The 21,400-nt window shown below is 68.2% G+C and carries 10 protein-coding genes; 7 read left to right on the top strand and 3 right to left on the bottom strand.

Going from position 1 to position 21,400, the window contains the following annotated elements; translation table 11 throughout:
- The first annotated feature begins 95 nt into the window (after positions 1-95).
- The 4 genes from OG300_RS12135 to OG300_RS12120 all read left to right on the top strand — a co-directional run bounded on the left by OG300_RS12135 (position 96) and on the right by OG300_RS12120 (position 3,269).
- Positions 96-503 (top strand): NUDIX domain-containing protein, encoded by a 408-nt coding sequence (locus OG300_RS12135; RefSeq protein WP_405495206.1) that lies wholly within the window; start codon positions 96-98, stop codon positions 501-503.
- 143 nt (positions 504-646) lie between these two features.
- Positions 647-1,768 (top strand): nitronate monooxygenase, encoded by a 1,122-nt coding sequence (locus tag OG300_RS12130; protein ID WP_405495204.1) that lies wholly within the window; start codon positions 647-649, stop codon positions 1,766-1,768.
- Between the two features lie 129 nt (positions 1,769-1,897).
- Positions 1,898-2,377 (top strand): hypothetical protein, encoded by a 480-nt coding sequence (locus OG300_RS12125; RefSeq protein ID WP_405495202.1) that lies wholly within the window; start codon positions 1,898-1,900, stop codon positions 2,375-2,377.
- A 160-nt stretch (positions 2,378-2,537) separates the two neighbouring features.
- A complete protein-coding gene (locus OG300_RS12120; RefSeq protein WP_405495200.1) occupies positions 2,538-3,269 on the top strand; it encodes an HNH endonuclease family protein in 732 nt (243 codons plus the stop codon).
- A 317-nt stretch (positions 3,270-3,586) separates the two neighbouring features.
- On the opposite strand, the gene OG300_RS12115 is transcribed toward OG300_RS12120, so the two are convergent.
- A complete protein-coding gene (locus OG300_RS12115) occupies positions 3,587-4,042 on the bottom strand; it encodes an SRPBCC domain-containing protein (RefSeq protein WP_405495198.1) in 456 nt (151 codons plus the stop codon).
- A 73-nt stretch (positions 4,043-4,115) separates the two neighbouring features.
- Here OG300_RS12115 and OG300_RS12110 point away from each other — a divergent pair, with 73 nt between their 5' ends.
- A complete protein-coding gene (locus tag OG300_RS12110; RefSeq protein ID WP_405495196.1) occupies positions 4,116-4,643 on the top strand; it encodes an NUDIX domain-containing protein in 528 nt (175 codons plus the stop codon).
- Positions 4,644-4,655: 12 nt separating this feature from the next.
- On the opposite strand, the gene OG300_RS12105 is transcribed toward OG300_RS12110, so the two are convergent.
- Both OG300_RS12105 and OG300_RS12100 read right to left on the bottom strand, forming a co-directional pair.
- Positions 4,656-5,795 (bottom strand): serine hydrolase domain-containing protein, encoded by a 1,140-nt coding sequence (locus OG300_RS12105; protein WP_405495194.1) that lies wholly within the window; start codon positions 5,793-5,795, stop codon positions 4,656-4,658.
- Positions 5,796-5,889: 94 nt separating this feature from the next.
- The gene (locus OG300_RS12100) at positions 5,890-7,287 is read right to left on the bottom strand and encodes an MFS transporter (protein ID WP_405495192.1); all 1,398 of its coding nucleotides are present in this window, start codon (positions 7,285-7,287) and stop codon (positions 5,890-5,892) included.
- 157 nt (positions 7,288-7,444) lie between these two features.
- Here OG300_RS12100 and OG300_RS12095 point away from each other — a divergent pair, with 157 nt between their 5' ends.
- Together OG300_RS12095 and OG300_RS12090 are read left to right on the top strand one after the other, a co-directional pair.
- Positions 7,445-7,921: a winged helix-turn-helix transcriptional regulator gene (locus tag OG300_RS12095; protein WP_405495190.1), complete on the top strand. Its 477-nt coding sequence runs from the start codon at positions 7,445-7,447 to the stop codon at positions 7,919-7,921.
- Positions 7,922-8,230: 309 nt separating this feature from the next.
- Positions 8,231-21,364 (top strand): amino acid adenylation domain-containing protein, encoded by a 13,134-nt coding sequence (locus OG300_RS12090; RefSeq protein WP_405495188.1) that lies wholly within the window; start codon positions 8,231-8,233, stop codon positions 21,362-21,364.
- Positions 21,365-21,400: the final 36 nt, after the last annotated feature.

Here is a 21,400-nt window from a genome sequence, read left to right as displayed (position 1 = left end):
TGCACACAAAACCTGTCATCGCGCATGCGCACGTCTTGCGCTGATCCGATCGTCGCAGCCCAGAAGGGTTTCCGTGCGGCCGCTAGGCTGCGCGCATGCGAACCGAGCGCGAGCAGCGACTGATCGACACGGTGGCGTGGGTGCGGATCGAGGACGGACGGATCCTGTGCGCGCGCCCGGCGGGCAAGGACATCTTCTACATCCCCGGCGGGAAACGCGAAGGGGCGGAAACGGATCCGGAGACCCTCATCCGTGAGATCCGGGAGGAACTGACGGTGGAGATCGCCGCGGATTCGATCGCGCACGTCGGCACCTACGAAGCGCCGATCCCGGACGCGCTGGTGCGCATGGCCTGCTACACCGCCGAATACTCCGGCGTGCTCGCGGTGAGCAGCGAGATCGAGGAGATCGCCTGGTTCACCTACGCCGATCGACCGCACGTGCCGCCGGTGGATCAGCTGCTCTTCGACGATCTGGTGGCCGACGGCCTACTGGCGCGCTGAACTGACGCGTCCAGGAAACTGGAACACGTACCGATACCGTACTCGCCGGTAATCATACACAGGCTGGTCACAATGTAGAACATGTTCTAGTGTGGTGCACACAACGTTCCAATGCCGGAAAGTTCAGAGGAGCCCACCACACCATGCGTACCGAGATCTGTGATCGCCTCGGCATCGACGTGCCCATCTTCGCCTTCACCCACTGCCGCGACGTCGCCGCCGCGGTGAGCAACGCGGGCGGCCTGGGCGTGCTCGGCGCGGTCGGTTTCACCGCCGAACAGCTCGAGGTGGAGCTGCAGTGGCTCGACGACCATGTCACCGGCGTCTACGGCGTGGACCTGGTCATCCCGTCGAAGTACGAGGGCAAGGGCGTCGAGGGTTTGTCCCCCGAGGAGCTGGAAGCCCAACTGGCCAAGCTGGTTCCGCAGGGCCACCGCGATTTCGCCGAGAAGATCCTCGAGGATCACGGCGTGCCGCATCTGCCGCCGGAGGAGCGCCACAACCAGCTGCTGGGCTGGACCGCCACCACGGTCGCCCCGCAGATCGAGGTGATCCTCAAGCACCCCAAGGCCAAGCTGGTCGCCAACGCGCTGGGCACCCCGCCCGACGACATCATCAAGCAGATCCAGGACTCCGGCCGCCTCATCGGCGCGCTGTGCGGTTCGGTCAAGCACGCGCTCAACCACAAGCGCGCCGGGCTGGATTTCGTCGTCATGCAGGGCACCGAGGGCGGCGGCCACTGCGGCGAGATCGCCTCGATGGTGTTGTGGCCGCAGGTCATCGACGCGATCGGCGATCTGCCCGCGCTCGCCGCGGGTGGCATCGGCAACGGCCGTCAGGTCGCGGCCGCGCTGGCCATGGGTGCTGCGGGTGCGTGGACCGGGTCGATCTGGCTGACGGTGGAGGAGGCCAATGTGCCGCCCGCGCAGATGCAGAGCTACATCGACGCCACCTCGAGTGACACCGTGCGCTCGCGGTCCTGGACCGGCAAGCCCGCCCGCATGCTCAAGAACGACTGGACCGAGGCCTGGGAGCGCGAGGACACCCCCAGCCCACTGGGCATGCCACTGCAGATGATGGTGGCCCTCGACGGCGTCAAGCGCGGGCACCGCTACCCCGAGCAGGCCAAGGACGTGAACTTCAATCCGGTCGGCCAGGTCGTCGGCCAGATGAACAAGATCGAACGTTCCGCCGACGTGGTGCAGCGTCTGATCACCGAGTACATCGAGTCCGTCGAGCGCCTCAACAAGCTCAATAACGGCTGATCACAACGGATTTCGGCAGGCCGCACCGGGCTCCCGCGGCCTGCCGAATCCAGCTCGCCCCCGCCCGGTGCGTTGCCGCCGATCAGATCGTCCGCGGGTTACCGTGGGCGAATGGAGTTCGGCGAACAAGTGGCACGAAGAGCGTATTACGCGGTGGCGGCGCTACCGGTCGCCTTCGCGCCCACCGCGGTGTGGGCACGGGTGACGCGGCGGGTATTCCACATCCCCTTCGAGCTGCACACCCCCGGCGGCTGGCGCTCCGCGGTCCATACCGTGTTCGCGATCCTGCTCGGCCTGCTCGCCTGGTTCGCCGCGTTCCTGATGGTCTTGGCCGCCGTGCGCGGCATCTTCTATCCCCTCGTCGCGGCCGGTGATTACCAACATTCCTGGGGCGGACCGACATTGGCCGGAGCCTGGGCGGTGCATTTCGCCGGAGGCGCTCTCCCACTGCCCCTCTGGGTACTGCTGATCGCCGGGATCGGCGTCCTGCAATTGCGAGTGGCCCAACGATTGCTGAGCCGCACCGGCCCGTGGTGGCCGCTGCTCCTCGCCGCCGTACTGTCCGCGGGTGGCGTCGCCTTCTTCATAGCCTGGTTGCATCAGATCTGACTGCGCCGACACCACTTCCGTGACCGACGGCCTGCTCCCGGTGTGAGTCGCGTCTCCGAATCCCGCGTGCGACTTGCTGTTCGGGCCATCCGATTGCCACGGTGGTCGGATCATGTTGCAGAAGAAGCCGTCTCGGTTACGGAAACTGATCCCGCTCTTTATGTCCATGCTCGTGCTGGTCGCGCTGATCGTCGGTACGGCGGTGTTCGAACACTGGACGAACACCGGCAAACCCGCCCCCGATCGCCCCGCCCAGGCCGCCGGATCCGCCCGGGAGATCAACGGCCTGCTCGCGAAACTCGTTGTGGCGAAAGAAGCTCCGATGACCGGCTACAGCCGCGAGGAGTTCCCGCACTGGGACACCAACAAGCCCGAGCACGGCTTCGGCGACGCCTTCGCCCAGTACAGCCGCTGCACCACCCGTGAGGTCATGCTGCTGCGCGACGCCGTCGGCTCGGTCCGCCTGGACCCCTCGACCTGCAAATTCACCATGGGTGCGGACGGCGGCTGGCGCGACACCTACGGCGTCCCGGACAAGAAAACCGGAGACCTGAAGCCCTACAAGTGGATCACCGATTCCGCGGGCGTGGACGTCGACCACATCGTCGCCCTCGCCGAAGCCTGGCGTTCGGGCGCCGCCACCATGCCGATCGACACCCGCCGCCGCATCGCCAACGACACCCTCAACCTCTCCCCCTCCGACCCCACCGCCAACCGCTCGAAGGGCGACCAGGACCCCTCCACCTACCTCCCACCCGGCAACTTCCGGTGCGCCTATATCGGCCGCTACCTCACGGTCAAAGTAAAATACGGCCTGAGCGTGGATTCCAAAGAACAAGCAGGCCTGAAAACCGCAGTCCAGACCTGCATCGACCGAGGAGAGTTCACATAATCCCCATCATCGAGATCGGCCTCCCAGCAGCCGTCATTACCCTCGAAGAGGGCACCATCTCCGGCGATCTCGATGTCACCCTGAACGATTCGAGCCAGGGCCTCGTCCGCTACCGCGACACCACCACCTGGTACACCATCGCCAACCTCGACGACGAACCTCCCCGAACCTGGTCCTCCACCGCGGAACTCGCCACCGCGATCGAGGGCGAGACCGGAGGCATCGACGCCTTCGGCAACGTGGTGCCGTTCGAGGCGTGAGATCGCCCAGGTGATCCGCTGCGACACCGCCGTCGGCGGCGGTGTCGCGCGAATGAGCTAGTCGCTCACCGGCTCTCGCAGGGACTCGGCGCGCAGCTTGACGCCCGCGGTCATCCCGCCGAAGCCCTTGTGGAGGGCACTGCCCATCAACGTGGCGACCAGTGGGGAGACGGGGCCGTTGAGTTCGAAGTGGGAGTCGTAGCGGGTGCGGCCGTCGCCGAGGGGGGTGAGGGTGTGGGTGCGTTTGCTGCTCAGGAGGCCGAGGGGGGCGGGCTTCATGTTGTAGCTGAATTCTTTGCCGGGGGTGTTGGTGGCGATGAACTCGCGCTGTTTGCGGGGGCTCGGGCCGATCAGGCGGACTCGCATGTCGATCGGGGAACCGGGCTCGAGGGTGGTTTTGCACTCGATGACGAAAGGGTTCCAATCGCCGTAGTTGTCCACATCGGTGAGCACCTGCCAAACCAGTTCGGCGGGTGCTTCGATCTCCACGCTGTTGTCGATGACGAAGGCCATGAGGGAACAATACTGAAACGGGTTCTAACTGGTGGTCCGGGGCCGAAAGTGGCGGTGACAGTACCGTTGCGGGATGAGTCTCGCGCAGCGGTATCCGATTCTGCACACGCCCGCGCGGTGGGAGTGGGGCGGACTGGATGTCCGGTTCTCCACCGACCTGCCCGCCGACGAACTCGTCACCAACATTCATGTCGTCTGCTTCGTCGGCGATCGGATCGTGCTGTGCCGCGACGACCGTGACGTGTGGCTGCTGCCCGGGGGAACGCGGGAAGCGGGTGAGTCGGTCGAGGAGTGCACGATCCGTGAACTCGCCGAGGAAGCGGGCGCGCGTCTAGCTGGTCCGCTGCGACCTTTCGGCGCGCACTACGCCACCACCGATCGCGCGAAGCCTTACCGGCCGTGGCAGCCGCACCCGCACAAGGCGTGGCTGTGGTGCACCGCCGATGTCACCCTGGGTGGTCGGCCCACCAATCCCGCTGACGCCGAACAGATCCTGGAGGTCGCGACCTTCCCGCTCGCGGAGGCCGTCGTGCTGGCAGCGACCGATGGCCCGCACAATCCGGACCTGCTGACCCTGGCCACCGAATTCCACTTCGGCTGAGCGCCGGGCGGTTCACGGGCACAGGGCGTGCGAGAGCAGGGCGACGATATCTTGCGGGCCCGGGTCGCTCTCGGTGAGCGCGATGGTGACGGCCCGCCCGTCGGTGCTGGCTCCGGACACGGTCACGAAGCCCGCGATGCCGCCGGTGTGGCCGTAATAGTGTGCGCCGCAGGGCAGTTGGGTGCCGCCGATGCCCAGACCGTAGTCCATCCCGACGTCGGTGCCGGTCTGCGTGCTGAGCATTTCCTTCAGCTGCGCGTCGGCGACGATCTTCCCGGCGAGCAGCGCTAGGAAGAACCGGTTGAGGTCGTTGCCGGTGGAGACCATCGCGCCCGCTGCCCACGGCACCGACGGCTCGGACTTGGTGACGTCGGTGCGGACACCGTCGATGTCGTTGTAGCCCTCGGGATGTGGGCCGCGCAGCGTGAGCTCACCGGTGTTCGGCAGGTAGGTCCCGGTGAGCTGGCTGGGAGTGATGATGCGGGCGGCCAACTCGTCGGAATACTGTCTGCCGGTGACCTTCTCGATCAGCATCCCGGCCACGATGTAGTTGGTGTTCGTGTACTTGAACCGAGCCCCGGGCGCGAACTGCGCCGGATGGTGCAGCACCAGCGCGATCTCCTCCGCGGGCGTGAAGGTCCGACCGATGACACCGGCGCGGTACTCGTCGATCTCGGGGAACTCGGTGAGCTCCGGTAAACCGCTGCGGTGCTGCAGGATCTGACGCACCGTGATCGCCTTGCCGTCCACGCCGTCGCCGACCAGCAGCCCGGGCAGGTAGGTGTCGATCGAGTCGTCGAGCCGCACCCGCCCCTCCGCCACCAGCTGCAGCACGATCGAGGCCGCGAAGGTCTTGGAGATGCTCCCGATCCGGACCTGCTGCGGCGGGGCCATCGGAATCGCCGCGCCGGTGGCGCTATCGGCTACCCCCGAAGTGAGCGTGATCGTCTGCCCGTTCTCGGTCAGCGTCGCGATCACCCCGGGAACGCCGGAGCGGACCAGGCCGTCGATATCGTCGCGGACCTGGTCCACCCGCTTGGCGGACACCGCCATCGGGGTGGTCGAGACCGCCACCGGACCGCCGTCGATCGCGGTGGCGCACCCGGCCGTCGCGAAGACTGCCAGCACTGTCACTGTCGGCATGATTCTCATGAATCGACCGTACGAACCGCCACGCTGCCGGACATCCGGACAAGCCCTGAGTCCATCCCTGAGAAATCCGCCGTATCCGCCCCTGAGAAAACCGCTATGTCGCCGCGGGTTTCGGCAGTCGCGCGGCCAGTCCCAGCAGTCCGGCCGCGACCGACGCGCCCGCGATCACATACCAGCCGTGGTGGAACGCGGTCAGCGTCGCCTGCGGTGCGCCCGGTGTACCCAGCACCGCAACCAGAATCGCCACGCCGACAGCCATTCCGATCTGGCGGGCCATGGTGAGCACCGCCGAACCGGTCGCGAACTGCTGCGGTGGCAGCCCCGCGGTGCCCGCCGCCACGCTGGTCGGCATGGTCAGCCCGACTCCGATACCGCTCAGGATCATGCCGCCCAGGACTCCGCTCACATAGTCGGGATGCAGCGTGATTCCCTGTGCCCACCAGACGATTCCGGCCGCGAACGACATCCCGCCGAGCGCCAGCACCGGCCCCACACCCCAGCGCGCGATGAGCCGCCCGGCCGAGATCGCGACCAGTGGCACCACCGCCGGCCCCGGCGCGATGGCCAACCCGGTCTTCAGAGCCGACCACCCCCACACGTTCTGCATCCACAGCACCGCCGAGAGCAGCATCCCCGCGAACGCGATATTGAACAGCGCCGAATTGCCCAGCATGAGCACGAAATTCGGCACCCGCAGCAGTCCCGGATCCACCACCGGGCTGTGATGCCGCCGCGACGACCACACGAACGCCGCCCCGAACGCCGCTGTCGCGACGAATCCGCCGATCACACCCGCCGACCCCCAGCCCCAATCCTCGCCCTTGACCACCGACAGGATCAGCGACGCCACCGACGCGATGAGCATGAGCGCCCCGAACCCGTCGGGCAGCGTGCCGCCGCTTCCGGCCGGGCTGGGCAGCAGCCGCCAGCCGATCACCAGGGCGATCACGCCGAGCGGCACGTTCACCAGAAACACCCAGCGCCAATCCAATTCGACCAGCAACCCGCCGATCACCGGGCCGAGCGCCGCACCCAGTCCGCCGAAGGCGACCCACAGCCGCACCGCGGTGGCCCGGCGTTCGGCCGGTGTGGCGGCCAGCAGCAAGCCCAGCGACGAGGGCGTCAGCAGCGCCGCTCCGGCCGCCTGCAGGATTCGGAAGGCCACCAGCGCACCGGTATCCCAGGCCAGCGCGCACAGCGCCGAACCGAATACGAAGACACCCAGCCCGAGCAGGAAGGTTCGCTTGTTGCCGTTGCGGTCGCCCAGTCGTCCGGCGGGGACCAGCAGTGCGGCGTAGACGATCGCGTAGGCGTTGAGCACCCATGACAGTCCGGAGATCTGTGAGCCGGAGAAATCGACGGCGATACGCGGCAGTGCCACGTTGACGATGAACAGATCCAGGCTGGACAGCACCACCGCGACGGCGACGATCGCGAGCACCACCCGGGAATCGGTGGTCCGCCGTTCCTGCTGTGCGACAACGGCACTCATCGCGCTCCCCTGCTCGATCGCTGAGTGATCCCGGCGAGGATCGGGCCGCCGGTACTGGCTGTCGCGGTCTGGGCCCAGGCCCGCACCGCAGTGAGTTGCTTCATAAGACGGACCATAGGGCAGTCGGTTCCATGAAGCAACCGACTATGCTGCGCTCATGCGTCGAACCAGCTTCGAGGACATGAACTGCTCGATCGCCCAGTGCCTGGAGGTAGTGGGCGAATGGTGGACCCTGCTCATCGTCCGCGACGCGCTGTTCGGCGTGACCCGCTTCGACGACTTCCGCTCCCGCCTCGGCATCGCCCGCAACGTCCTCACCCAGCGGCTGGAACACCTTGTGGACCAAGGCATCCTGGAGAAGGCCCCCTACCAGGACAACCCCGTTCGCTACGACTATCTGCTCACCGACAAAGGCCGCTCGCTCTGGCAGATCGTCTCCGCGATGCGTCAGTGGGGCGACGAGTGGGCGGCTCCCGACGGTCCTCCGATCGAATCGGTGCACAAGCCCTGCGGCCACATCATGACCGTTCGTCCGGTCTGCTCCGAGTGTGGGGAACACGTCGCGGTGAAGGACCTTCGGACCCAACTGGGCCCCGGCGCTCACGACCCGAGTCTGCTGCCCACGCGGCGCTGACGGTCCACCCGAGGTTCGCCCGGATATCGATGATTGATCTGCCACAGGCGATCTGTGCCGTCGAAAATTCGCTGAATCTCGTGCGGCCCCGAATGATCAACGATCTCGGGTAGCACTGCCCGGTGGTGCCGTGGGGTCACCTTGGGCTTGGAAGCGCCACCCTTGGCGCGGATCGGTCAGCGCTGGGGTCGCTATCCGACGCTGTTTCCGGCGACGACAGTGGGTAGCGGGTCGCCCCATCGGGGAAGCAGGCCTGCGCCGATTCGATGCCGGGCGTCGACGACGCCGCGGGCAGAACGTAGGACCTCCATGCCGCAGCCCACTTCTTCGCTGTCCGAACCGACCACGGGTGTCCCCGAGGGTGCGTTCCCGCTCTCGGCCGCGCAGCGCGGTATCTGGTTCGCCCAGCACATCGCGGGCACCGTCCCGTTCTCCATCGCCCAGTACATCGAACTGGTCGGACCGCTGGATCTCGATGTGCTGGCGCCCGCAGCCCGGCAGGCGGGCCGCGAGTTCGGCACCGGCTACCTGCGGTTGATCGAAGTCGGCGGGCATCCCTACCAGTTCATCGACGAAGACCTCGACGATCGCCTGGTCATCGTGGACTTCCGCGGCGATCCGGACCCGGACGCCGCCGCGCACGCCTGGATGCGCGCGGAATACACTGCGCCGCTGCGGCTTACGTCCGACCGGTTGGTGTGTGTGCGAATGCTGCGGCTCGCCGAGGACCGCTGGTTCTGGTACTCGCGGATCCACCACATCGTGCTGGACGGCATGGGTGCGCTGGCGTTCGTGCAGCGCACCGGCGAGCTGTACAACGCCGCGCTGGCAGGCCACGAGCCACCCGCCGCGAAAGCCGAGGACCTGCGCCGGATCGTCGAGGCCGATCTGACCTACCGCAGCTCCCAACGGTTCACCGCCGATCGCGACCATTGGCTCGAACACCTCCGTAGCGCGCCCGACGCGGTGAACCTGGCCGGCCGCGCTGCCGGTATCGACGCCCACCCGCATCGTGTCGCGGGTGCGCTGGAGCCGGAGACCGCGGCGCTGCTGGAGTCGGTGGCGCAGTCGGCGTCCTCCGGTGTGGCGCCGACGATCGTGGCGGCGTTCGGCGCCTATCTGGCAGCGATGACAGGCGCGCCCGAAGTGCTGCTGAGCCTCCCGGTCTCGGCCCGCACCACGGCCACCCTGCGGCGTTCGGGCGGCATGATCGCCAATGTGGTGCCGCTGCGCCTGCGCCTGGACCCGGCGACGACGGTCGGCGCGATCATCCGGGCCGCGCAGGCCGAGCTGACCGGTGCGCTGCGGCGGCAGCGCTACCGCCAGGAGGACATCCTGCGCGATCTGGGCCGGCTCACCGACGAGACCGCCTCCTTCGGGCCGTCGATCAATCTCATGATGGCCGACACCAGAATTCAGCTCGGACCGATCACCGGCCGACTCCATGTGCTGACCTCGGGACTCATCGACGATCTGTTCGTCAACTTCTATCCGGGTGTGGGCGGCGAGAGCACGCACATCGACCTCCAAGGCAACGCGAACCTCTACAGCGAAACCCAACTCGCGGCGCATCACCGGCGATTCTCGGGGTATCTGAGGCGATTTCTCGAGGCGGGACCCGATGCGACGCTGTTATCGGTGCCTATCGTCTCCACCGAGGAACACGCGGAGCTGGCACCCGTCCGAGGTCCGGCCTCCGTGCCTTCCCGAACCCTGCCCGAAATCCTCAGGGCCGGTGTGGATCTGAATCCTGGCGCGGTCGCGATCCGCTCCGGTGCGACTGCCCTGACCTACCGGGAGGTCGACGAGTACACCGATCGGCTCGCCCGTCTCCTGATCGCCGCGGGGGCGAGACCCGAACGCACGGTCGGGATTTCGATCCCGCGTTCGGTCGAGTCGGTGCTCGCGACACTGGCCGTGGCGAAGACCGGCGCGGCGTTCGTCCCCATCGACCCGGTGTATCCCGCGGACCGGATGGCATACCTGGTCGAAGACGGCGGCATCGTCACCGGCATCACCGTCGCCGCGACCCGGCCCGCGCTGCCGGACCGAGTCGAGTGGTTGATCCTCGACAGCGCCGACACCGCGCGCCGACACCTCGACACGAACCCGGGGCCGATCACGGACGCCGAACTCGCAGCGCCGCCGCATCCGGATCAGGTCGCGTACATCATCTACACCTCGGGCTCGACCGGCCTGCCCAAGGGTGTCGCCGTGTCGCATCGAGGACTCGCGAACCTGGTCGCCGGTTCCGGCGCCGGCTTCGGTGTGACTGCCGAATCGGTGATGGCACACGCGGTTTCGCCGAGCTTCGATATCTCGATCGAAGAGATTCTGGTCGCCCTGTCGGTCGGTGCGACGCTGGCGATCGTGCCCCCGGCGGCCTATGCCGGACCGGAGCTGGCCGCCGTGCTGCGCGCCGATCGGGTCACCCATCTGAACACCACACCGGCGGTTGCCGGTTCCCTCGACCCCGCGATGCTCCCGGACCTTCGCACGGTGATCGTGGGCGGTGACGCCTGCCCACCGGACCTGGTGACCAAATGGTCCGGTCGAACCCTGCTGAACGGGTACGGACCGACGGAAACGACCGTCACCGTGACACTGAGTGATCCGATGGTCCCGGGCGAGCCGGTCACCCTCGGCGGTCTGACCCCCGGCGTCCGTGCCCTGGTGCTCGATCCGTGGCTGCGGCCGCTCCCGGTCGCGAGCACCGGCGAGCTGTATCTGGCCGGGCCGGGACTGGCGCGTGGCTATCACCGGCGCGCGGCGCTGACCGCCACGCGCTTCGTCGCGGATCCGTTCGAGCCGGGCGGGCGCATGTACCGCACGGGCGACCTGGTGCGCTGGATCGTTCGCAACGGCGGGCTCGAACTGGAATACCTGGGACGCAGCGACTTTCAGGTCAAGGTCCGCGGCTTCCGGATCGAACTCGGAGAGATCGATGCGGCGCTGCAACGACACTCGGACATTGCTTTCGCCCTCACCGTCGGTGCTCGGACACCGGCCGGAACGACCGCCCTGGTCTCGTATGTGCTCGCCGAGGGCGGTACGAGCGTGCATCCTGAGGCGTTGAAGGCCGCCGCCGGACAGACGCTTCCGGCGTACATGGTCCCGGAGATCGTCATCGTGCTGGACAATCTCCCGCTGACGCCTGCGGGCAAGGTGGATCGAAAGGCGCTCCCGGCACCGGATTTCAGCTCCCGGACCGAGTCGCGGCGGCCGCCGTCGACAGCGCGCGAATCCACGTTGGCGGGGTTGTTCTCGGACGTTCTGGGTCTGGACTCGATCGGTGTGGACGAGAGTTTCTTCGCCCTCGGCGGGGACAGCATCATCGCCATCCAGTTGGTGGCCAGGGCGCAGGGCGCCGGAATTCGGTTCAGCCCACGGGATGTCTTCGAGCGCAGAACCGTGGCCGCCTTGGCGGTGGTCGCCACCGAGGCGTCTCAGATCCTGCCCGAACTTCCCGGCGGCGGCTGCGGTCCGGTGGAGTTGACGCCCGCCGCGTACGCCCTGCTGGATGAGGGGGACCACCGGTGGCGGGTCGGCGATGCGGTGCCGATCCGCCTGCCCTCCGGTACGGATCGGCGGAGCGTCACCGCCGCGGTGCAGACCGTGATCGATCATCACGACGTGCTGCGATCCACGGTGCGACGCGCCGAGCAGGGTTGGAAATGGCTTGTCGCCGATCGCGGTTCTATCGACGCCGCCACGGTGCTGGAAGTGCTGCCCGCAACTGTCGGCATCGACTCGGTGCGGGCAACCGGCCAGGTATGCACGCAGCTCGACCTCGAGTCGGGGGTGATTCGCGTGGTCCTCGTCGAGGATGCAGACGCCGGGCCGCTGTGCTGGATCGTGCTGCACCGGTTGGTGATCGACGAGGTCTCCGTGCGTATTCTGCTCGCGGACCTGGCCGCGGCTGTCGCGGGCACCGCGCCGGACCCCGTGGGCACCTCGTTCCGGCGCTGGGCACACGGTCTGGTTCAGCACGCGGCCGAGCATCGAACGGAACTGCCGTATTGGCAGCGGATACTGAGCACCGCGGATCCGGTGCTGGGATCGCGGGCGCTGGATCCGACGATCGATGTGATCTCCACCCGGTCGGTGCTTTGCACCGGAATGGCCGCCGAGCACATCGACGCCCTACTCGGGACGGTTTCGGCACGGTTCCACTGCGATGCCGAAGAGGTCCTGATCGCCGCGCTCGCCTTGGCTGTGAGTCGTTGGCGGGCCAGGAAATCGGTGTCACTGACCCGGACCGTCGACGCGCGGGACGCACAACCGGTGTCCGGTGCCGATGTCACCCGGACCGTCGGCCGATTCCTGAGCACGTTCCCGGTCGTGGTCGACCTCGACGGCATCGATCTGGAGGAGGCGTTCGCCGGGCACGCTGCCGCCGGTGCCCTGATCAAGGCCGCGAAGGAGCAGTTGCGCGCGGTGCCCGCGTCCGGCGTCGGATTCGGGATGCTCCGCTACCTGGACTCGGACGGTGTCGTGGCGCTCAGGGATCTGCCCGCGCCGCAGCTCGACTTCCGATTCCGCGAGCGAACCGTTGGCGGTGGGGAAAAGGCTCTCCCCGAACATGTTTCGCCCGATTCCGACACGTCGTCGACAGCCGTCCTCGCTGTCGATGTGGTGCGCACCGACATCGGCTTGGAGGTGGCCTGGTCCTACGCCCCCCGGCTGCTGACAGCCTCCGATGTCGCAGAGCTGGCGCAGATCTGGGAGCAGGCGCTGCGCGCCTTCGGCGACCACGCCTCCGCAACCGGGTCCGGCGGTCACACGCCGTCCGACTTCGATCTAGTCACGGCTTCCCAGCACGACATCGACGACTGGGAGCGCCGGTACCCCGGCCTCGTCGACGTGTGGCCGCTCTCGCCACTGCAGTACGGCATGTTCTTCCACACCCTCTACGACACCGATACCGCCGACGTCTACACGGTGCAATCGCTGCTGTCCCTGTCGGGCGCCGTCGATTCCGGACGTCTGCGCGCCGCCGTCGCGGCACTTGCCGCACGCCACGACAATCTGCGCGCGGCCTTCGTGGAATCCGGTGACGGCCCTCGCCAACTCGTTCTCCCCCGGGTCGAAATCCCCTGGCGCGAAATAGACCTGCGTGACCTGGAGCCCGAGGCTCGGGGCCGAGAACTCGAACGACTGCTCGACCTCGACGCTCACACGTCGTTCGACCTATCGCAGCCACCGTTGCTGCGCTGCACACTGATCCGGACGGACGCCGACGCTTGCCGTTTCGTGCTCACCAACCATCACATCGTCTTGGACGGCTGGTCCGGACCGCTGCTGGTGCGTGAGCTGCTGACCCTGTACGCCGCACCCGCCGCCACGCTGCCGGCCCCGCCCGCCTACCGCGACTTCCTGTCGTGGGTGCACGACCAGGACGACACCGCCGCGGGGGCGGCATGGACCCGATCGCTGACCGGGATCGAAAGCCCCACCCGCGCACTGCGATCCCTCGCCGGGATCGAATCCAGCGAAACCGCGACCCACTCGATCGACCTGTCCCCCACCATGATGACCCGATTGGAAAGTACCGCACGCGAATCCGGAGCGACCGTCAACACGATGGTGCAGGTCGGATGGGCGATGCTGCTGTCCATGGTCACCGGGCGCACCGATGTGGTGTTCGGCGGCACGGTCTCCGGTCGGCCGCCGCAACTGGCCGGTGTCGAGGAGATGATCGGCCTGTTCATCAACACCCTTCCGGTGCGGGTCAGCCTCGACCCCGTGGAGCCGGTCGCCCATCTCGTCGCGCGGGTACAGCGGGAGCAGGCCGCGCTGATGGATCATCAGCATGTGGGGCTCGCCGAAATCCACCAGGCGGTCGGACTGGCCGAATTGTTCGACACGCTGGTCGTTTTCGAGTCCTTCCCGGTCGACCGGGCCGCCCTGTCGCAGGCCCTCGATATCGCCGGCATGCGGGTGATCGACATCGACACCGCCGACGCGACGCCGTACCCGCTCAGCCTGATCGTCGTTCCGCAGCTCGCGGCGGACGGCGAACGCACGCTCCGGATCAGCCTGAAGTATCTGACCGATCATTTGGAGTCCGCCGCGGCCCGTTCGTTCCTCGACCGCTTCGTCGGCCTGCTCACCCAGCTCGCCACCCACCCGGATGTCCCGGTTTCGCGACTGCACAATTGCGACGATGCTGAGCGGTCCGCCCTGCTCTCGGTACGCGGGCCGGTGTCGTCACCGCCGCGTACGCTGCCCGAAATCCTCGCCGCCGGGGCGGAATTGGACCGTGATGCGATCGCGATCAGCGCGAGCGGGGCGGCCATCTCCTACGGCGATCTGGATGCGTGGTCGAACCGCTTCGCGCGGGTGCTGCTCGCGCGCGGTGTCGGCCGAGAGGTGTTCGTGATGCTCGCACTACCCCGGTCGCTGGAGTCGGTGGTCGCGGTGTGGGCGCTGGCCAAGACCGGAGCGGCGTTCGTACCACTGGATCCCAACTATCCGGTGGAACGCATCGAGCACATGCTCGCCGATTCCCGGGCGCCGATCGGTGTGACGAACAGCGCGGTCGGCGCCGTCCTGCCCGGCAGTATCGACTGGCTGCTGCTCGACGATCTCAACACCGTCCGCCGGGCCATGCTGGTCTCCGACGCTCCCGTCACCGACGCCGACCGCGGCGGTCCGATCGACCTCGACCAGATCGCGTACCTGATATACACCTCGGGCTCGACCGGAAAGCCGAAGGCTGTCTTGTGCGCTCACCGCGGGCTGTCCGATCTTGTTGCCGCACAGCGCGAGACCCTCGCGCTGGATCGGGACGCGCGCAGCTTGCAGGTGGCCTCACCGAGCTTCGACGCCTCGATCTTCGAAATGCTCACCGCGCATGCTGTGGGCGGTCGGCTGATCGTCTCGCCACCCGACGTCTACGGCGGGGCGGCGCTGGAGACGCTGCTGCGGACCGAACGGGTCACCCACGCGGTCATCACGCCGTCCGCGCTGGCGACCATGGACCCGGCGGGCCTCGAGCAGCTGCGCGTGCTCGCCGTCGCGGGCGAGGCCGCCACCCCGGAACTGATCGAACGGTGGTCGCCAGGGCGGCGGATGGTGAACCTGTACGGCCCCACGGAATTCAGCATCTGGGCCACCGGTCCCGGTGAGCTCGTGGCGGGCGCACCGATCACGCTCGGCGGGCCGATCCGAGGTGCGTCCAACATGGTGCTCGACAGTTGGCTGCGTCCGGTGCCGGTGGGCGTGCCGGGAGAGTTGTATCTGGCGGGACCCGCTCTCGCGCGCGGCTATTTCGCGCGGTTCGAGCTGACCGCGAGTCGGTTCGTCGCGAATCCGTACGGCGCGCCCGGCGAACGCATGTATCGCACCGGCGACATGGTGCGCTGGGTGGCCGGGCGCGCAGCCGAGTACGAGCTGGAGTACCTGGGGCGCAGCGACTTCCAGGTGAAGATCCGCGGACTGCGGATCGAGCTCGGCGAGATCGACGCCGTGCTGTCCAAGGACGCGGAGGTCGAATACGCGGTGACCATCGGCCGCGACGGACCCGCCGGAGCCACGGTGCTGGTCTCCTACGTGCTGCCCGCCGCCGGGGTCCGCATCGACACCGAGCGTCTGCGCGGGAGTGTCGCCGCGGAGCTGCCCGGGTACATGGTGCCGAGCCATGTCGTCGTACTCGACGCCATTCCGCTGACCCCGGTCGGCAAGCTGGACCGCAGAGCGCTTCCGGTACCGGACTTCTCGGAGGCCGACCGGCCGTACCTCGCGCCGCGCACCGCCGTCGAGGCGACCATCGCCGAGGTGTTCGCGGAGGTGCTCGGCACGCCACCGGTCGGCGTCGACCGATCCTTCTTCGAGCTCGGCGGCAACTCGCTCAGCGCCACCCGGGTCGTGGCACGCGTCAATACGGCGCTGGGCGCGACTGTCGCACTGCGGGATCTGTTCGACGCGCCCACGGCAGCCCAGTTGGCCAGGCGGGTGGTCCTCGACCACGGGCCGGGCCGTCCGGCCCTCGTGGAGCGGGTGCGGCCGGATCGAATTCCGTTGTCGCCGGCTCAACAACGAATGTGGGTGCTCAACCGCCTCGATCCGGAGTCGTCCGCGTACAACATCGCCATCGCGCTGAGACTCACCGGCGAACTCGACCTGGACGCCTTGCGGACTGCGGTGACCGGGCTGATCGCTCGGCACGAGAGCCTTCGCACCCGGTATCCCGCCGATGCCGAAGGACCGCACCAGGTGGTGATCGCCCCCACGGCGGTCCCGCTGCCGGTGCTCGACGTCGAAACCGGTGCGCCCCTGCGGGATCGAATCAACGCGCTGGCGGGCCGGGGTTTCGATCTCGCCACCGAATCGCCGGTGCGCGCCGGGCTGTTCCGGCTCGGGTCCGACGACCTGCACGTGGTCGTGCTCGTGGTGCATCACATCAGCGCCGACGGCGCGTCGATGGCGCCCTTGGCTGCCGATCTGGCCGCCGCCTACGCCGCCCACGCACTCGGCGCTGATACCGCTCGCCCGCCGCTTCCGGTTCAGTACGCCGATTTCGCACTCTGGCAGCGCGAACTGCTTGGCGCGGAATCCGATCCGGCAGCGCTGGCGGCACAGCAGATCGGCTACTGGAGCACGACGCTCGCCGGTGCGCCCGAGGTGCTCGAACTGCCCGCCGACCGCGCCCGACCCGCGGTGCAGACCATGCGCAGCGCCGAATTCGGCTTCGCCCTCGATGCCGAAACCCACCGTGCGCTCACCGAATTCGGGCAGGCGCAGCACGTAAGCCTCTTCATGGTCGTGCATGCCGCGTTCGCGGTACTGCTGTCACGGCTGGCGGGCGTGGACGACGTCGTGGTCGGCACACCGGTCGCGGGCCGCGGTGAGCAGGCACTCGACGATCTCGTCGGGATGTTCGTCAACACCCTCGCACTGCGCACCCGCATCGACCCTGCCGCGGGCTTCGACGAATTCCTGGCCACCGTCCGGTCGGTGGATCTGGACGCGTTCGCCAACGCCGACGTGCCCTTCGAGCGGCTGGTGCAGATCCTGAACCCGACTCGGTCCACCGCGCATCATCCGGTGTTCCAGGTGTCGCTGACCCTGCAGAACTTCAGCGAACCGGTACTCGAACTGCCCGGCCTGCGCTTCGCGGTGGAGGACTTCGACCGCGACACTTCACAATTCGATCTGACACTCGACTTGAGGGAGCGCTTCGACGGTTCGAAACCGGGCGGGCTCGACGGCGTGCTGACCTATGCCGCCGACCTGTTCGACGCGGTCACGGCTGCCGCCTTCGTCGCTCGCTGGCAGCGGGTTCTCGCCACCGTGGTGGCCCGGCCCGGCGTGTGCGTAGCCGACCTCGAACTCCTCGACGACCAAGAGCGAGCGATGCTGGTCCCGGTAGCGGGACTTGAAACCACCGGCACGACAACCCTCGACCGCCTGCTCACCCAGACGGCGGATCGCTATCCGGACCGTCCCGCGGCGGTCGTCGACGGCGTGACCACCACCTATCGTGAACTCGACCGGCGTTCCGATCAGCTGGCGCACATCTTGCGGGACGCCGGATTCGGACCGGAAACCGTGGTGGCACTGGCACTTCCGCGCTCGGCCGAACTGCTGACCGGGATGTGGGCCGTCGCGAAGACCGGTGCGGCGTTCCTGCCGGTGGATCCCGGCTATCCGGCGGACCGGATAGCGCACATGCTCACCGACTCGGGCGCCACCATCGGTCTGACCCTCGCCGCACATCGACCGGTCCTTCCGGACAGTGCCCGTTGGCTGGTGCTCGACGATGCGGCCTTCGGCACGAGCCCTGCGGCCGACCAGGGCAACCCATTGTGTGAGGCCGGATCCCGGGCCCGGATTCGCCCGCAGCACCCGGCCTGGATGATCTACACCTCGGGATCCACCGGAACACCGAAGGGCGTCAGCGTCTCCCATCGCGGACTCGCCGATCTGATTGCCGCACAACGCGAGTCACTGCGCCTGGACGAGTACTCACGGGTATTGCAGGTGGCCTCACCGAGCTTCGACGCCTCGATCTTCGAGGCCCTGATGGCTTTCGGCAGCGGTGGCGCGTCGGTGGTGTCGCCGCCGGAGGTGTTCGGGGGCAGTCCGCTGGCCGCGCTGATCGCCGCCGAGCAGGTCACTCATCTGGTGATCACGCCCTCGGCACTGGCCACGCTCGACCCCGGCGCGATCCCGAGCGTGCGGGTGCTCGCGGTGGCGGGTGAGGCGGTCGGCCCGGAACTGGTGCAGCGCTGGGCGGTCGATCGGATCATGGTCAATCTGTACGGTCCGACCGAATTCACGATCTGGGCAACAGGTTCGGCTCCCCTGTCGCCCGATCGCGCGGTCACGATCGGGACGCCGGTGCGCGGCGCGTCGGTCCTGGTCCTCGACGATCGGTTGCGGCCGGTGCCGGTCGGGGTCGCCGGGGAGCTCTACCTCGCTGGTCCCGCCCTGGCCCGCGGCTACCATGCCCGCCCGGGCTTGACCGCCGCCCGCTTCGTCGCCAATCCCTTCGGCGCACCCGGCGATCGCCTGTATCGCACCGGCGACCGTGCCCGCTGGACCGGTACCGGGCCGGAGGTCGAGCTGGAATACCTCGGCCGCACCGACTTCCAGGTGAAGGTCCGTGGGCAGCGTATCGAGCTCGGTGAGATCGACGCCGTCCTCGGTCGTGCCGCAGGCGTGGATTTCGCGGTGACGCTCGGTGTTCCGGGACCGACCGGCAGCACCGCGCTGGCCGCCTACCTGGTGCCGACACCCGGCGTCGAACTCGATGTGGCCGCGGTCAAGGCCGTGGCGGCCGACGCCCTGCCCGCCTACATGGTGCCGTCCGCGTTCGTGGTGCTGGACCTGATCCCGCGCAACGAGGTCGGAAAACTCGACAGAAAAGCGCTTCCCCCACCGGATTTCACCGCCGATCGGGCCGAGTACCGGCCGCCGACCTCGTCCGAGGAGGAGACCCTCGCGGAGATCGTCGGCGAACTGCTCGGCATCGAGAAGGTCGGCGTGGACGATTCGTTCTTCGCGCTCGGCGGCGACAGCATCCTGGCCATCCAACTGGTGACGCTGGCCAGGCAGCGCGGCCTGGATTGCACTCCGCTGCAGGTGTTCGAGCATCGGACCGTGGCGGCCCTGGCCGCGGCTATCCTGGCGGCGGAGCCCACGGCGTCGCTCGAGGAACTGCCCGGCGGCGGTATCGGCGATATGCCGCTCCCCCCGATCGCGCACTACATGCTCGAACGTGGCGGCGACCACCGGCGTTTCGCTCAGTGCGCCGTGCTCGATCTCCCGGTCGGCATCGACCGGGCCGGGATCGTCGCGACACTGACGGCCGTCATCGACCGGCACGACATGCTGCGCTCCCGGCTGATGCGGTCCGACGACGGTGACACCCGGCTTTCGGTGGCCGCCCCCGGGACGATCGCGGTCGGCGACCTGCTGCACCGGGTCGAATTCGCCGTCGCGGCTGCTCCGGCTGAGCTCCGCGACCACGTGCGGGCCTTGACCGACGCCGCGGCCGATCGGCTGGACCCGGCGAACGGCACTGTGCTGCAATTCCTCTGGCTCGACCCCGATCAGGCCGGTAGGGCTCCCGGTCGCCTGGTCGTCATCGCGCACCACCTCGTGATCGACGGCGTGTCCTGGCGGATCCTGGTGCCCGATCTGATCGCCTCCTGGGCGCAGGTGTCCGCGGGCAATATCCCCGTGCTCGCCGACACCGGCACCTCGATGCGCCGGTGGACTCACGCGCTACTCGACGAATCCCGCACCGCCCGACGAGCTTCCGAAATCGAGCACTGGTCGCGGACCCTCGAGGGGCCGGACCCGATAATCGGGTCCCGGGCACTGGACCCGGCGGTCGATCGGGCGGACACCCTGCGCACGATCGACCGGGAAGTCTCCGCCGAGGTCACGACGGCCCTGCTCACCACCCTGCCCGGACTCTTCCAGGGCAGCGTCGAGGACACCCTGCTCGCCACCCTGGCGCTGGCCCTCGTGCGCTGGCGGGCGGATCGGGGCACGACCGAACCCACCGCCCTCGTGCGGCTGGAAGGCCATGGCAGACGGGAGAACATCGTTCCCGGTGCGGACCTGTCTCGCACGCTGGGCTGGTTCACCGCCGTCTATCCGCTCCGGCTGGACACGAACGGAATCGACGTCGACGACGCCCTGTCCGGTGGCCCGGCCATGGGCACGGCGATTCGCGCGGTCAAACACCAACTGCTCGCCGTGCCCGACCGGGGAATCGGCTTCGGGCTGTTGCGCTACCTGAATCCCGATACGGCGCAGCGACTTCCGAAGCGGTTGCCCGGCCAGATTTCCTTCAACTATCTCGGCAGATACTCGACCACCGATGTTCCGGCCGGGCTGGAAGGCATCGGGTGGCTGCCCACCGACGACCTCGGCGACCCCACTCCCGCTGAAAGCCCGGACGTGGCACTGCAATCGGTGATCGATGTGAACGCGGTGGTCTTCGGGTCACGGATGCAGGTGAGCTTCGGCTTCCCGGCGAATCTGCTGGACCGTTCCGAGGTCGAGGCGCTGGCGGAGCTGTGGCTCACCGCGCTGGAAGCGGCCGTCGACTTCGCGGGCACAGCTGCGGCGCGCGCGGCCGCCGAGCAAGAGCGAGCGGCCCTCGATGCGGCCGACCGGATCGAGGCCACACCGGTCGGGCTCGGCTTGGACGTGCTGTTGCCGATTCGCCTCGGCGGCGACGAACCCGCGCTGTTCTGCGTCCACCCGTCGTCCGGAGTCTCTTGGACCTACCTGGGATTGGCGGACGCACTGCGTCCCGGTCGCCCGATCTACGGTCTCCAGGCTCCCGACCTCAGCGGTCACGAACCCCCGGCAGGTTCCATCGACGAGTTCGCCGATCGGTATATCCGGGAGATGCGCCGGGTGCAGCCGCGTGGGCCCTACCATCTGCTCGGCTGGTCGTTCGGCGGACTCATCGCCCACGCCATCGCGACGAAGCTGCGGCAGGCGGGCGATCCGGTGGGCACCGTCGCGCTACTGGATGCCGACACCACCGATATCGACGGCGACAGCATCGAAAGGCTCACCGCCGGTGGCTTCGTCAATTCGTTCGGCTCGGTCTTCGGGATCGACGACGTTCCTGCCGACGCCACCGCGATGGAGGCAGCCGAGTTGATTCGGCAACGCCTGGGCGGCGTATCGCTCATCGATGCGGCCACCATCGAGCGGATGGCCGCATCGTTCAATGCCGCCGCGCGGACGCGGACGGGCTATCAGCGCCCCGTATTCGACGGCGACATCGTGTATTTCAGCGCGACCGTCGACTCGTCGGACATCTTCGGCCCCGACGGGTGGCGGCCCTATGTGACCGGTGCGATCACCAACCACGACCTCGAGGTCACCCACCTCGAGCTGACCGGGCCGCACGCGCTGCCGATCATCGCCGGAGTGCTCGACGACCACTATCTCGGTCGCACCCCGTGAAACAGGGTCGAGGCTCTCGTATTCGGAGCCCGGCCG

The organism is Nocardia sp. NBC_00511, from assembly GCF_045161165.1.
GTDB lineage: Bacteria > Actinomycetota > Actinomycetes > Mycobacteriales > Mycobacteriaceae > Nocardia.
The sequence above is the reverse complement of the archived record's forward strand: the minus strand, read 5'-3'. Positions and strand labels throughout refer to the sequence as shown.

Excerpts from the sequence above, each read along its gene's own strand:
- OG300_RS12135 (WP_405495206.1), top strand. The coding sequence starts at position 96 with ATGCGAACCGAGCGCGAGCAGCGACTGATCGACACGGTGGCGTGGGTG.
- OG300_RS12130 (WP_405495204.1), top strand. The coding sequence starts at position 647 with ATGCGTACCGAGATCTGTGATCGCCTCGGCATCGACGTGCCCATCTTC.
- OG300_RS12120 (WP_405495200.1), top strand. The coding sequence starts at position 2,538 with ATGTCCATGCTCGTGCTGGTCGCGCTGATCGTCGGTACGGCGGTGTTC.
- OG300_RS12115 (WP_405495198.1), bottom strand. The coding sequence starts at position 4,042 with ATGGCCTTCGTCATCGACAACAGCGTGGAGATCGAAGCACCCGCCGAA.
- OG300_RS12110 (WP_405495196.1), top strand. The coding sequence starts at position 4,116 with ATGAGTCTCGCGCAGCGGTATCCGATTCTGCACACGCCCGCGCGGTGG.
- OG300_RS12105 (WP_405495194.1), bottom strand. The coding sequence starts at position 5,795 with ATGAGAATCATGCCGACAGTGACAGTGCTGGCAGTCTTCGCGACGGCC.
- OG300_RS12100 (WP_405495192.1), bottom strand. The coding sequence starts at position 7,287 with ATGAGTGCCGTTGTCGCACAGCAGGAACGGCGGACCACCGATTCCCGG.
- OG300_RS12095 (WP_405495190.1), top strand. The coding sequence starts at position 7,445 with ATGCGTCGAACCAGCTTCGAGGACATGAACTGCTCGATCGCCCAGTGC.
- OG300_RS12090 (WP_405495188.1), top strand. The coding sequence starts at position 8,231 with ATGCCGCAGCCCACTTCTTCGCTGTCCGAACCGACCACGGGTGTCCCC.